13 protein-coding genes and 1 pseudogene are annotated in these 14,321 nt (G+C 41.2%); 1 reads left to right on the top strand and 13 read right to left on the bottom strand.

The window, feature by feature from the left end:
- The first annotated feature begins 31 nt into the window (after positions 1-31).
- Positions 32-1,069 (top strand): TRAP transporter substrate-binding protein, encoded by a 1,038-nt coding sequence (locus BR30_RS0116885; RefSeq protein WP_026565982.1) that lies wholly within the window; start codon positions 32-34, stop codon positions 1,067-1,069.
- A 379-nt stretch (positions 1,070-1,448) separates the two neighbouring features.
- Here BR30_RS0116885 and BR30_RS35315 read toward each other — a convergent pair whose 3' ends face one another.
- The 13 genes and pseudogenes from BR30_RS35315 to BR30_RS33825 form a co-directional block, all read right to left on the bottom strand.
- The gene (locus BR30_RS35315) at positions 1,449-2,048 is read right to left on the bottom strand and encodes an ATP-binding cassette domain-containing protein (RefSeq protein ID WP_269320632.1); all 600 of its coding nucleotides are present in this window, start codon (positions 2,046-2,048) and stop codon (positions 1,449-1,451) included.
- Positions 2,039-2,335 (bottom strand): hypothetical protein, encoded by a 297-nt coding sequence (locus BR30_RS35310; RefSeq protein WP_051633662.1) that lies wholly within the window; start codon positions 2,333-2,335, stop codon positions 2,039-2,041. The genes BR30_RS35315 and BR30_RS35310 overlap by 10 nt, the downstream gene beginning before the upstream one ends.
- A 192-nt stretch (positions 2,336-2,527) precedes the next feature.
- Positions 2,528-2,686, bottom strand: coding sequence for a hypothetical protein (locus BR30_RS36800; RefSeq protein ID WP_155928692.1), 159 nt, complete (start codon positions 2,684-2,686; stop codon positions 2,528-2,530).
- A gap of 773 nt (positions 2,687-3,459) precedes the next feature.
- On the bottom strand, positions 3,460-4,182 hold the full coding sequence (locus BR30_RS33840) for a sugar kinase (protein WP_231507783.1): 723 nt from the start codon (positions 4,180-4,182) through the stop codon (positions 3,460-3,462).
- Between the two features lie 41 nt (positions 4,183-4,223).
- Positions 4,224-4,679, bottom strand: a pseudogene (locus BR30_RS38000) (transposase); the annotation flags it as partial.
- 36 nt (positions 4,680-4,715) lie between these two features.
- A complete protein-coding gene (locus BR30_RS0116855) occupies positions 4,716-5,390 on the bottom strand; it encodes a bifunctional 4-hydroxy-2-oxoglutarate aldolase/2-dehydro-3-deoxy-phosphogluconate aldolase (RefSeq protein WP_026565980.1) in 675 nt (224 codons plus the stop codon).
- A gap of 10 nt (positions 5,391-5,400) precedes the next feature.
- Positions 5,401-6,345, bottom strand: a complete 945-nt coding sequence (locus BR30_RS0116850; RefSeq protein WP_026565979.1) for a sugar kinase — start codon at positions 6,343-6,345, stop codon at positions 5,401-5,403.
- An 11-nt stretch (positions 6,346-6,356) separates the two neighbouring features.
- A complete protein-coding gene (locus tag BR30_RS0116845; RefSeq protein ID WP_026565978.1) occupies positions 6,357-7,829 on the bottom strand; it encodes a tagaturonate reductase in 1,473 nt (490 codons plus the stop codon).
- 30 nt (positions 7,830-7,859) lie between these two features.
- On the bottom strand, positions 7,860-9,362 hold the full coding sequence (locus tag BR30_RS0116840) for a UxaA family hydrolase (RefSeq protein WP_026565977.1): 1,503 nt from the start codon (positions 9,360-9,362) through the stop codon (positions 7,860-7,862).
- An 87-nt stretch (positions 9,363-9,449) separates the two neighbouring features.
- Entirely contained in the window at positions 9,450-10,253 is an 804-nt protein-coding gene (gene iolB / locus BR30_RS0116835; protein ID WP_026565976.1) for a 5-deoxy-glucuronate isomerase, read from the bottom strand.
- A gap of 66 nt (positions 10,254-10,319) precedes the next feature.
- Complete coding sequence (locus tag BR30_RS33830) at positions 10,320-11,534, bottom strand: iron-containing alcohol dehydrogenase (RefSeq protein WP_051633660.1); 1,215 nt, start codon at positions 11,532-11,534, stop codon at positions 10,320-10,322.
- 48 nt (positions 11,535-11,582) lie between these two features.
- Complete coding sequence (locus tag BR30_RS0116825) at positions 11,583-13,073, bottom strand: aldehyde dehydrogenase family protein (protein WP_051633659.1); 1,491 nt, start codon at positions 13,071-13,073, stop codon at positions 11,583-11,585.
- A 39-nt stretch (positions 13,074-13,112) separates the two neighbouring features.
- A complete protein-coding gene (locus BR30_RS33825) occupies positions 13,113-14,207 on the bottom strand; it encodes a substrate-binding domain-containing protein (RefSeq protein WP_051633658.1) in 1,095 nt (364 codons plus the stop codon).
- Positions 14,208-14,321 lie beyond the last annotated feature (114 nt).

The following is a 14,321-nucleotide window of genomic DNA, read 5'->3' as shown; positions in this document are numbered from 1 at the left end:
TCAAATCATGACAAAGGGGAGATTGTAAATGATGAATAGAAAGCTTTTTACTAAAAAACTGCTGGCAGGTATGGTTATTGCCAGTGTGGCATTGGCAGGCTGCGGATTGGAAGAAACGAGCAAGCAGCAAGGAACATCATCCGGAAAAAATACCGAGGGGCCTAAGTATACGTTCCGCTTGTCGGATACGCTTGCTCCAGATCATCCCACTGTCGCCGGTGGAGTCAACAAATTTGCTGAGCTAGTGAACGAACGCACGAACGGCCGTATTCAAATTAAAGTCTTCCCTTCTTCTCAATTGGGTGAAGAAAAGGCAACCCTTGAACAGGTTCAGCTTGGATCGATTGATTTTGTTCGTACTGGTGCTGGTGCCTTGGCTGGATTTAGCAAGTCCTTTGAAGTCTTTAGTTTACCGTATATTTTTGAAGATGATGCCCATCAATGGAGATTTCTTGGAAGCGAAGGCGGCACCAAGCTTCTGGACAGTTTAGAATCATCAAGAATGAAAGGGCTGACTTACTACAGCTCAGGAGCACGCCACTTCTATTCATCTAAGCCTCTCAAGAATATTTCTGATTTAAAAGGTCAAAAAATTCGCGTAATTCAAAACGAGGTTAATATGGATTTGATTAAAGCATTGGGAGGAAATGCAACACCGATGCCTTACGGTGAAGTCTTTAGTGCGCTGCAGACAGGTGTAATTGACGCAGCAGAAAATAACTATCCGAACTTCGTTACATCTAACCATTATCAGGAAGTTAAGTATGTGCTAGAGGATCAGCACCAACGCGTACCTGAAGTTCTGGTCATCAGCAAAGTCACTTGGGATAAGCTATCTGAAGCAGACCGTAAAATTATCAAGCAGGCTGCTCTAGACTCCGTGAAAACACAAAGAGAATTATTTGATAAGTTTGAGCAGGATGCTCAAAAGAAAGTAAAGGATGCAGGACTTACTGTGACACAGGTTACCGATTATAAACCATGGAAAAAAGCGGTGGAACCTGTCATTGATAAATATCGCAAAGATTATAAGGACATATTAGATGCGATTGAAAAAGAGAAGCAGTAATTTATTTTAGTTTGTATATAGGCAAAGTTTAGGGAGGCACACAAAGCCTCCCTATTTAATACCCTTAACTCCACTAATAACGCCTCTTCTTCTCCATAACCACAACTTTCTTTTTCTTTCGAGTAGGCTGTTTTTGAAAGATTGTTGTTTTTCGAACGGATTTATTCTTTAATTTTTACTGAAGGGAATCTGATTCATTCGGACAGGAATAATCTCTGTATAGTCATAATCAGTCTGTTTTTTAAACACTCTAGGATTCTTGGATGGATAAATCGAGGAGTATCTAGTATAATAGGGATTTTTGTACGGCAAATGCCCCCCTTTTAAGAAGAAAGGACGATGGCAAGTGTCTGTCACCGCCCATAGGAAGAGCTTTTGATTATTTCTGCCCAGTGGCATATTGCATGACTAATTCTGAAGTTGCATCTTCTCTTGTTACTTCCCCTGCAATTGTACCGCCTCGCATTACAAGAATTCGATCACAAACCCCTAATACTTCAGGTAACTCAGAAGATATCATAATAATCGCGACGCCTGTTGAAGCTAGTTTATACATCAGTTTATAAATCTCCGATTTAGCACCAACATCCACACCCCTTGTTGGTTCATCAAAAATTAATAGCTGCGGTTTGGTATCCACGGTTCTCGCTAATATAACTTTTTGTTGATTTCCCCCACTAAGCTCTACTACTTTCTTTTCAGGTCCGGATGTACGAATATTAAAGTCTTTAATGTACTGCAATGCTTTATTCCTTTCCACTTTCGAATGCATTAACCCGCGACGGCGAATGGATTTTAGATTCGACATGGAGACGTTTGTTTGAATGGGCATATTAAGAAAAAGCCCCATTTCCTTTCGGTCTTCAGGTACTAATCCAATGCCCAAAGACATGGCTTTTGAAGGTGAATCAATGGAAACGTCCTTGCCTCTCAGCTTTATCATTCCGGCTTCATTAACCCATAGAGATGTTAAGCTAATTCCGTTCTCCCTGCTCCGACTAATCCGGCAATTCCAAGAATTTCGCCCTCTCGTACAGAAAAAGAAATATCTTTTAAAAGTTCTTTATTCAATAGCCCTTCTACTTCCAGTAATACCTCAATACTGACTCCCTGGGCCTTTAACTCAGCAATAATCGTAAATAAGGTGCGTACTTCTCTTTCACTTAAACTTGATGTTGGCTTATCAAGAATGAGAATTCTACCATTGTGCGAAAGACTTTTCGCAATTTCTACTGATTGCCGTTGTGCAGCCGTTAAATTACCCACATGTGATATAACGTCCGTTCCGTTTACACCGATATCAACAGATAATACAGGAATACCTTTATCTTTTACTTCGTTTACAGTTGGAACAATCCCCTGTGAGTTAGCTGGTGCTACGATTTAAGCATCAACGCCGGTCTGTACCATATTTTCGACGCCAGCGACCTGAGATTGTTCATTTAAATCGGCACTTTTCTAAACAAGTTTTGCGCCATTATCTTTTGCTGCCATTCCAGCACCTTTTACCTCTGTTTCCCAGTGCTTAACTAAGTTCATACCAAAAGAAAATCCATTTGTAATTTCCTTTTCCTTACCCTTTGAAGAATCGCTGCTAGCTGACCTAGAAGTTAGCACTAGAGGCGGGGAATCCAAATCCGGGCTGCCATAGCATAAATTATTGCAACGTAGTTTAACTCTGTCGGTACTCCATAAATCGTCTTTTTGGAGATTTGAAGGAGCAAAAATTCAATGTTCAAAGATGCTTAAAATCGTTAAGTAGGTTCTAAATCATATTAATCTTGTATGTCAAAAAGGCTTCCTTGTCGTAGAATAAGCAAAGGGAGTCACCGTCATTATCTCTGAAGTTTTGGTCGCACTTAACTTATTCAAGATTAGGGAGGGGCTTTTTTTTCATGTCTAAAAACCACTGAGCTTTTTAGGCTTAGATTTATGATTCATCCAAATAACTATAAAAAGGAGTCGTCTGCTCCTCAAAGACGGCTCCCACTAATATCAATTCCAATTGCCTACTTTTTTGGAACCGAGATTTATAGTAAATGATTCTGTGTTTAGCACCAAATTAAAAAATGCTTATTCATTTTTTCATAATGAGGATTTTACGTATTTTTCAATTGACACCAGGCACTCGGATTTAAGGGAGGATTCTCATATATGCTCTCTCATTCGCAGGATTTCATCACCTTGAATATAGATGAATGGTTAAAGTAAGTAATATCAAACCGCGATTGATCCACGCATCCATAAATTGGTTTTCACTTTTGTTCCGAGTGAAGTGGAATGAATCTTTTTCATAAAAAAGGAAAGGTTAGCGTTGAATTCATTTAATTTGATATTGATATCTTTTCGTTCATTGAATGACTTTTGGATTTTGCTGAATTAGCCATTTTTTAGCGCGTGATAAATTGTATTCCCGAATAGATTTGCTCCAATTCAGCAAGTTTCGGCAGCCCCTCCCAGTCACCACGAAATTGCGTAGCCAGCGAGCCCATCAAGTTGCCCCGGTCAAGTGCGATCTGCAGCCGTTCCAATGAGGTCTCGAAGGGTGCACAAATCTTTTCAACAGCCTCAAATAGAACGGACAAAAATCCTGCCGCAAAAGCGTCTCCTGCGCCGACGGAATTGACAACTCGGGAGACAGGATAGGGTGCTGCAGATACTTTCCCTTCCGAGGTGAAAGCAATTGAGCCCTCGGAACCTAACTTAATAGCTACTACCTTAGGTCCCATTTTCAAAAATTCACTGCCAAGGGCTTCCACTGTATTCGAGCCGAGTAGGAATTCGGCTTCTTCTATCCCAGGCAGGAATAGGTCGCATAAAGGGACGAGTGACAATAGGGTCTCCCTTGCCTCCAGTTCCGTCCAAATCTTCCGACGCAAGTTCGGGTCGAAGGACACCGTCAATCCCTTTTCTCGGGCTTTACGCATAACGACTCTAATGGAATTCTGCGTACTGAGTCCCAACGCAGGAGTAATCCCCGTTACATGAAGGTGCCTAGCATCTTTAAACCATGCGTCGCTGATTTCTTCTTCGGTCAACTGACTTGCGGCAGAACCTTTTCGATAATAATAAATATTGGGATCTCCGCCGAACTTCCTTTCTTTGAAAAAAATTCCGGTTGGAAATAATGGGTCCCGAATAACGTTCGTTGTTGAAATTTAATAGGCTCATTTAAATATTGAATGGCATCTTCGAAGCCTTCTTCCAATGTCTTTATGGCTTTTTCTAGTTTAGGATTATCACCAAAACGTTCTAGAAATTCATCTTTAAATTTTCTTGCATCCTCAACTTTAACAGCTTCAAAAATTCTTTTTAGACCGATTTTCTCGTCTTCAATACCTTTCTTCGGCATTAAATTAAAGATATTTCGTTTGAGATGAACCGTGCAGCGTTGCCAAACTGTACCAACAAACACCTCTTTGATGGATTTCTTTAAACCTTTATGAGCATCCGTTATGAGTAACTTTGGCGATTGTAGGCCTCATGATTGTAGGTATTGAAAAAATTCCTTCCAAGCAGCATAACTTTCAGAGTGATTCACTTTTAAACCAAGGATTTCTCGTGCATTGTTTTCCGTAATGGCCGTAGCGATATAAACTGCTTTTGACACAGAAATAAACCCCAAAAGTTCAGAGTAAATTGCCTCCTAGCACTTCTCCGCTACATAATATTTATCAGCTCGTACATTCTTGATAATTGATACATACTCTCTGGCTGTACAGGTAATTTTTGTGAAGTCAGAGGCTGTGATTGCTTTACGGTCTACAAGATTCCCGCCTATTCCTACTGCAGCCACTCCTGCCTTAATAAATGAAGCAACATTATCCAGATTAATACCGCCAGTTGGAATAATCGGGACATGAGAAAAAGGCCCTTTTACATCTTTAATATATTGCACCCCTAATCCTGTTGCCGGAAACACTTTTACAAGATCGGCTCCCGATTGGATTGCACTAATCATTTCAGTGGGTGTCATCACTCCCGGGATAGCAATTTTTCCATGCCTCAATGTTGTACGGATGACATCCTCATGAAGACTCGGACTTAGGACAAAATCCGCTCCACTATCTATGGCTAGTCGCGCTCCCACACTATCTAGCACTGTCCCTGCACCTATGATAGCCCGGTCTTTAAATAGATTCGAGAGTCTGTTAATAGATCTGAAGGATCCTGGCGTGTCAATTGTCACTTCAAGTGCTGTTACGCCACCTTCGATTAGACTTTCTGCAACCTCCACCATTTTCTCATCTGGGATGCCTCGAATTACCGCTATAACACCACAATCCAATAATTTTTCTATTAATCTTACTTTTGGCAGCATGATAGGCCTCCTATCGTAAAATTTCATGTTTGATTTTATCCGGTGTAATTTGAGACCAGTATGGATCCCCTTCCACATCACCGGTAACTGTTAGGGCATATGCTCCAACACGATTTCCAAGTTTAACAGCATCGGCATACGACCAACCACGGATTAGGCCAGATAAAAATCCTGCGGCAAAACCATCACCGGCCCCTACGGTATCAACGACTTGTTGAACCGGGAAGCCCTCAATATATTCTCCTTTTGCAGACGTTCCATAAAAGGCTCCTCTTTCTCCAAGTTTAACCACGACCACACTGGCACCATTATCCAGAAGACGGGCAGCTATTCTTTCTGGTACCGTTTCCCCTGTGAGAATTTCCCCTTCTTCGATCCCCGGCAACACGATATCACATTTACTAGCAATGTCCATCAGCTCTTCCCGTGCTTCTTGCTTTCTCCAAAGCTTCAAACGAATATTAGGATCAAAGACTACGGTCACTTTGTTTTTTTTCGCTAATGTAATGGCATGATGTACCGTTTCCCTGCACGAATGGCTTAATGCTGGTGTAATGCCAGTGATATGCAGGAATTTTGCTTTAGTAATAACCGTTTCATCCAGATCATTGGGTGACATATAGCTGGCTGCAGATCCCTTGCGGTAGTAATAGATTTTTGGATCATGCATAACCTGCCTTTCTTTAAAGAAGACTGCGGTCGGATTATCATCATCGAATTTCACCTGTGAGGTGTCCACTCCTTCCCCACGAATAAAGTTACGGACATATAAACCAAACTCATCGTTACCAAGGCGGCTTATCCAACTAACCTGATGACCAAGTCTAGCTAAAGAGATTGCTACATTTGCTTCCGCACCGCCAATCGTTTTTTCAAATTCATTTGTAAACCGGAGCGGACCAACCTTTGTAGGTACGAACAATACCATCGTTTCCCCAAATGTTACGACATCCATACTCTTAACCCCTATCCCTTTTCTATTAGTATTGCTATGGCATTTTCCATTCCTGACTCCACAATCCCAGTCAGGTAACGACATACTGTTTCGGGTAATTCATTGATTTTATTTAAATCTCTTTCCCATAGGGATTGATTCGATAAGATTGTCTTAACCATATTTTCTAAACTTGTATTTCCTTTGCTATATTGACTCCAGATATGTATGAATAATTCCATCACTTCTGGTTCGTCACGGATGACCCGGCTACTACCCTGTATTCTTTCTGGCTGGTAATAGGCGAACAGAGCCGCAAGCGAGAACGATACGATTTCAGGCAGTTTATTCTTTTGATTTGTCCAATCCTCCAGTGTAGGAAGCAGTCTGCTCTTAAATTTAAATATCGAATTTAAACCGATATCACTGAGAAAATGCTGATTAAACGGGTTGGAGAAACGTTCAATAACCGAATCCGCAAACGCTTTTGTTTGAAACTCATTCATAGTGATTACCGGAAGAATTTCCGAATAAATCCCACGTTCGACGTATTCACGTAACAGTTGATCGTCCATTGTCTCGAGCACTGTCCTTTTTCCAGAAAGATACCCTGCTGCAAACATCATCGTATGTGCGCCATTTAAAATCCTAACCTTGATATCACGAAAAGGTTTCACATCTGACCAGACCACATTCAATCCTGCCTTGTGAAAAGGAATGGCTTCGGCTGTCTCTTCATCTGCTTCAATTGCAAACAAATGATAAGGCTCCCCTACCGTAATCAATTCATCTTCATATCCTAATCTAGCTTGATATTCATCAATATCATTTTTGGGATAACCTGTAACGATGCGATCGACAAGTGTATTACAAAATTTATTACTTGCTTGAACCCAATCAATGAATGAATCTGGCAGCTTCCAATCGTTCGCTATGCGCAGGACAATTTCTCTTAATAGATTCCCATTATCTTCTAGTAATTCACAAGGTAATATCACAAGTCCTGCCTCTGCTGCACCATTCATCACCTGGTAACGATGGTAGAGAAAAGCTGTCAATTTTCCTGGAAACGAAAGCGGTGATTTTTCTGAATTGTATTCCTCTGCGGAATAGCTTAAGCCTGCTTCGGTGGTATTGGAAAAAACGAAACGGATATCCTTATTTTCAGCTACCTTCAATACTTCCTGCCAATCGTTATAAGGGTTGATCCCTCTACTAATAGAAGAAACTACTTCAACTTTATCGATAATTTCTCCGTTTTCCATTCCCCTAAGTGCTACCGTATACAGACCATCTTGATCATTCAGCTTCGGAACCACTTTCCCGTGTGGAGTTGGTTGAATGGCAACTATTTTCCCGTTAAACAAACATTGTTTGTTCATTTCGTGGACCATCCAGTCGATAAAACCACGCAAGAAATTCCCTTCCCCAAACTGAATGATACGTTCTGGTAATTGATCCATGTGTTTATGTTCAGTAAACCATTGTTTACTTAGTCTTTTCATGAGAAAACACTCTCCCCCGAATCTTTTAACTTAGAGTATGACACCATCTTTGAAGATGGCAATTTCCTTAAACCCATACTGCTCATTTTTGGTTCGGGTATCACCAGAAGCCAGCTTAACGATATATTCAAAGAAATCATGTTTCAGGCTATCCATATCCGTGCCCTCAATAAGCTGCCCAGCATTATAGTCAATCCAATTTTTCTTTTTCTCGAAAAGTGCAGTATTGGTAGAAATTTTTACAGTTGGGACCGGACCGCCAAAGGGAGTCCCTCTGCCCGTAGTAAACAATACGATATGGGCCCCAGATGCTGCTAATGCCGTAACAGATACCAAATCATTCCCAGGTCCTTCCACCAGATTCAATCCTGTTTTGGTAACCCGTTCTCCATAAGGTAAAACATCCACTACTTCACTAAATCCGCCTTTTTGAACACAGCCTAGCGATTTTTCCTCCAAGGTTGTAATACCGCCTGCTTTATTTCCTGGAGATGGGTTTTCGTAAATCACCTGGTCATGGCGGATGAAATATTCCTTAAAGTCATTAACTAAATCCACTGTTTTCAAAAATACATCTTCATTCGTAGCCCGGTTCATGAGTATGGATTCTGCCCCAAACATCTCAGGAACTTCCGTCATGATCGTCGTTCCCCCTCGTTCCACTAACAGATCAGAAAAAGCCCCGACAAGCGGATTACCGGTTATCCCTGAAAAACCGTCTGATCCTCCGCACTTTAGACCTACCTTAAGCTTAGAAACTGGAACCGGCTGGCGTTTAAATCCTTCCGCATAATCGACCAATTCACTAATAAGAGTCAGTCCTTCTTCCAATTCGTCGTCCGCTTTTTGGACTTCTAAAAATTTTACACGTTCACTCTCATATTCACCAATGGACTGTTTAAATAGGTCCACATAATTGTTTTCACATCCAAGGCCTAATACGAGAATTCCCGCAGCATTCGGATGATTTACAAGATTGGCCAGTATTTTTTGTGTATTGACCAAGTCATCTCCAAGCTGGGAACAGCCGAACGGATGAGGAAAATGAAACACTCCGTCAATGTCACGGTCTTTATGGGTTTCAGTACCCATTTTCGCGAGAAGCTCAGCTGTTTTGTTAATGCAGCCTACTGTATTGATTATCCAAATTTCATTTCGAATGCCTACCTCGCCGTTATTTCGCACATATCCCTTAAAGGTGCAGTCTGAAGCCAGCACTTTGACTTCTTCGCTTGATCTCTGATTGTATTGATAATCTAATTTCTCGCCTAAATTGGTTTGAACATTATGGGTATGAACCCATTCTCCTTCCTCAATATCTGATTTGGCCGAGCCAATGGGGTATCCAAACTTTAGGATGTTTTCCGTAATTGAAATTTTTTTGATGGCAATCTTATGACCAAAAGAAACATCTGTTTTCAGGGTAATTTTTTTACTATTGATTAAAATTTCTTCACCTGCAGGTAAATCGCTCAAAGCGACACACACTGAATCATCTGGATGAATAAGTAGATACGTAGCTTTATCTTTCATGATTACACCCTTTTTGATAGAATTTGGACAATCAATAGACATAGCCTGATAAGTCTAGCTATGTCTATTGTCTAATTTCCTAAATATTTAATTTAGAGAATGAACCCACTTGTGATCTGGGTCATCATATGGCTTCAAGGTTCTTCCTTCTTCTCCAGCCATGAACCACAAATAGTAAACCTGGTAACCTCCCGCAGCATTTACGGGGTGATACCCCTTATCGATCGCGAAGCTGTCGCCATTACGAATGATATAAGCGTCATCAATGCTGCCATCTTTTGTATAATGAAGCTGCACACCGAATCCTTGCTCTGGATTCGCTTGATAATGATAGATTTCCTCTAAGTTTGGCTCTTCAGGATAATGCTCGCCATCATGCTTGTGAGGTGGATAACTGGACCATTCTCCTGCATAATTAAATGTTTCGCCTAAGATCATTCGCTGGACTCTGCCATTCGCATTGTCAGCGATAATGTCGTGAACTTCGCGTTTCCAATTGTTTTTTCCACGCTGATGAATAACGACATCGTCTGGTCTGACGACAAAAGGCTCGAATTTTTCTTCTGCCTTAACTTTACAAACAGCAACATCCAAATCCGTTTCTGCTTTGATTACATACTCTGAATGACAAGGGATATAGGCAGTTGTTGCTTTGCCGCTGAAAACATTCTCGCGTCCGCCTAACTCCTCCCATGTCTGACTTTCACAAGATATGGTGGCAGTACCCTTTAAAAGAACAAGGGCGGTTTCAAAATCGTTCGTTCCACTTGTGTATTCCTGACCTGCTTTTAACACTATTTTTCCGAAGGCTAAATATTTTAAAAGTGGGCTATCTTCCTGGAAGATTTCTTGATAGCCTTTGATTTCCTTCGCTTTATAAAAACGTTCCATCAATGAATTCTCCTTCCACTTATGCTACTTGCTGCCGAGTAAATGACCAAACCGTGTTTGGTATTATTATACAGTTTGAGCGACAGGAGTTTTCTGTTCTTCTGTAACCCCTGCATTATTTGCCTCATGGAACAGGTTAAGAAGATCTTGGTAGCTTGTTTTTCTTGGATTTGTTTGGCTGTTCATATCCTTTGACGCATCATCAGCTAAAATGCTCCAGTCAGAATCTTTAATGTTAAATGATCTTAGTGATGGAATATTTGTATCCTTCACCAATCTTTGTACCGCTACAACTGCCTTCTCAGCAGCTTCCATCGGAGATAAACCGTCAATGTTTTCACCCATAGCAACAGCAATGTCCGCGAATCGACCTGGACAAGCGATTAAATTAAATTTCATGACATACGGTAACAAAATCGCATTGGCAACACCATGTGGGATATCATAATGCCCACCAAGTGGATGCGCCAGCGCGTGCGCGTTACCTAGACCTACTTGTGGAAATCCTACGCCAGCCATCGTGCTGCCTAGCATTACCTTTTCTCTAGCTTCATAGTTTTCGCCGCGAGCATAGGCTTCACGAAGGTTCGCACCAATTAAGCGCACTGCCTCTAGATTAAGAACATCAGCGAGTGGAGAGGCACCATTTAGAGCATCTCTAGTGGTATAGGCTTCGATAGCGTGTGTAAGAGCATCTACCCCAGTGGCTGCAGTAATGGCCGGTGGTAAACCGAGAGTCATGGCAGGATCCACCAAAGCAACTACTGGTGCCATCAAAGGGCTGCCAATACTAGACTTCCAATTCTTGGCTTCATTTGTAATAACAGCCCATTGAGTAACTTCGCTTCCAGTACCAGAAGTAGTAGGAATTGTAATGACATCTGGACCTTTTTTAGTGAACTCTTTTCCGCCGATATCATAATCGTTGATATCGCCTTCGTTAACCGTCATCATACTGATTGTTTTACAAGCATCCATTGCACTGCCTCCCCCAACGGCAATGAAGGAGTCACATCCGTTAGAGCGGAAAACCTCCACACCTTTTACCACTGTTGCAGATGGTGGGTTCGGTGGAACTTCGTCAAAGATGATGTATTCGATATTATTACTAGTTAAGGACTCAAGAATCCCTTTTAATAAGCCAGCATTAATGATTCCCTTATCTGTAACGATCATGGCTTTCTTATGATTTCTTGAAGCTAATACTTCACCAGCCTGTAGTGATGCATTCTTACCGAAAACGATTTTAGTAGCGCAAAGAAATTGAGAATTTTCTAACATAATGAACCTCTCCTTAATAAGTTTTTGTTTTTTAATAGTTTGTTTGTTTTACCACTTATAGAAATTATTTCTTTTGCCAACATGAATTTGTACTGTCTTCACTTCAGAGAATCCATCTAAGCCAAGTGTGCCAAGCTCTTTTCCGAAACCACTTTGCTTAAATCCGCCAAACGGCAATTCGGAGTGGGCTTCCATGTAGTGGTTCACCCATAGCGTGCCCGCTTTAATCGTTTGAGCTGCAAGTAATGCTTTATCGATATCCTTTGTCCAAACTGCTCCAGCAAGACCAAAGATTGTATCGTTCGCAATTTCCATCGCCTCATCAAAGTCCTTAAAGCGAATGACTGACAACACAGGACCAAAAATTTCTTCTCTTGAAATCGTCATATCAGGAGATACATCCCCAAATATAGTTGGTTCCATGAAGAACCCTTGATCATATATACCTCCAGTCAAACGTTTACCACCAGTAAGCAGCTTAGCTCCTTCGGAAATTCCTTTTTCAACATAGCCAAGAACAGTGTTTAAATGTGATTCTGTTATAAGAGCTCCCATTTCGGTATCAGCGTCCAAAGGATTTCCAACTTTAATTTCGTTTGCTCTAGCAACTAATCTTCCAACAAACTCATCATAAATTTCATCCTGTACTAATAAGCGAGATCCAGAGGTACACACCTCTCCTTGATTGAAGAAACTGCCAAACAGTGCACCATCTAGAGCATCGTCTAAATCTGCATCTGCAAAAACGATATTAGGAGACTTTCCGCCTAATTCCATGGACAGCTTTTTCAATGTATTTGATGACAATCTCATTAGTTCCTGTCCAATTTCAGTGGACCCGGTGAACGCAATTTTATCAACGTCTGGATTGGTTGCAAGCTCTTGGCCTGCTGCTCCGCCTGGTCCGGTGATGACGTTCACTACACCTTTAGGGAAACCAACCTCATCAAAGATTTTTGCGAACTCTACAGTCGTAATAGGCGTCGCACTTGCGGGCTTAATGATTACTGTACAACCAGCAGCTAGTGCTGCAGGAAGTTTTTGCATCAAAGTGCCTAAAGGGAAATTCCATGGTGTAATGATCCCAACAACACCAACCGGAATCCGCAGTGTCAGACCAAGCAGGCCGTCTTGGACTTGGTTCGAAGTCTGGCCATAAATAGATCTGGCCAATCCTGCATAGTAGTTTAAGATATTTGCAGCAGCACCAACCTCCCCTTTAGCTTCAGATAATGGTTTACCCATTTCTTTACTTAGAAGTTCAGCGATTTCGTCTGTCTTTTCTACGATTTTTAAATAGGCTTGATATAGAAGCGCGGATCGCTCACTGCCTGACATCTTCGGCCATTCGCCTTTATCGAATGCCTGGCGCGCTGCTGAAATCGCCAATTTGGCATCCTCCACTCCAGCTTTTGCCAGTTCAGCGACAATCTCGCCATTTGCCGGATTCCTTCTAACGAAAGTCTCCCCGTTAGCAGAGTTGGACCATTCTCCATTAATAAATAACTGATAACTTTTCACTAATTGTGTTGTTGTCATAAAATCACCCTTTTCACCCTCAAATTGAAGGATTATATTTTAGTAAGAGGAATTTGGATCATACATTTTCTCTGCATTCACCCGATTAATAACCGGATTCGCAATATAATGAAGGGAAGGAATTTGTTTCCCTTGTACCACCTGAATGGCCATTTTTACAGCATCGGCTCCCTGGACCCTCGGATCATTACTAACTGTTACGACTAAACCTGATTTGGGATCTGCAACTTTTTTAATCGCCTCCTTTGTACCATCGATAGATCCAATAAGCACTTTCTCGCTCAGACCCGTATTTTTCAATGCTGTAAAAATACCAGGCAACATAACATCACTCATACAAAATACTACTTGTAAATCAGGCTGGGATGTTGCAATGTCCTGCATTTCCGGAAGAGCCTTATCAGGTACCCAGTTACCAAAACGTTCTGCAACTAACTCCAAGTTAGATTTCCCGTATTTTTCTAACATGAAATCTGTCCAACCTGAAATCATACCATTCCGACGATATTGGGATACCAATTCTTTCGGATATCCACTAACCATGGCCGCTTTTATTATTTTATCGCCAAATTTTTCTGAAGCAGCTTTAGCTAGTTCCCAACCTGCTTTATATCCAGTGTCTCTCGGATCGTCAGAAACAAAGGAGACAGGATTCGCTTTAGGGTCAACGTTACTGTTAACCGCGATTAATGGAATCTTTTTTTGTGCTAACTGGTTAGTTGCAGGTATAACACCCGAAGGATCTTGAGGGTTCATGATAACTGCATCGACACTTTGTGCAATTAAATCCTCAACACCAGATACTTGTTTTGCTACATCACCTTGGGCATCTAATACGACCAACTTTACATCCTGTCTTTTTGCTTCCTCTTCGGCTCCTCTAATTAGGTTGGTATACCAATCACTACCAGCTACCCGCCTTTGTGAGAAACCGATTACAATTTTGTCGCCATTTTTCTTTCTTGCGGGCTCAATTTTTTGGGAGGTTGATTCTTTGTTAGTATTCTTATTAGTTCCTTGCTTAGCCACAGTAGTGGTAGACCCATTCATTGGGACACAACCTGTGAGAGAAAATACGATTAACAAAAGAAACAGAGCCGTCATTTTCATTCCAGAAATTGTTCTACCTTTCATAGTTCCTCACCCCACACATTTAGAAGTAGTAATAACAAGAATTAACAAAATCTGTACATCTATCATTTTGATAAGAAAAAAATCATAGAGTGCTAAGTTCTAAACTGGTATTCT

The sequence above is a fragment of the Bacillus sp. UNC41MFS5 genome, from assembly GCF_000686805.1.
Note: the sequence above shows the minus strand (reverse complement) of the source record. Positions and strands in the feature narration are given on the sequence as shown.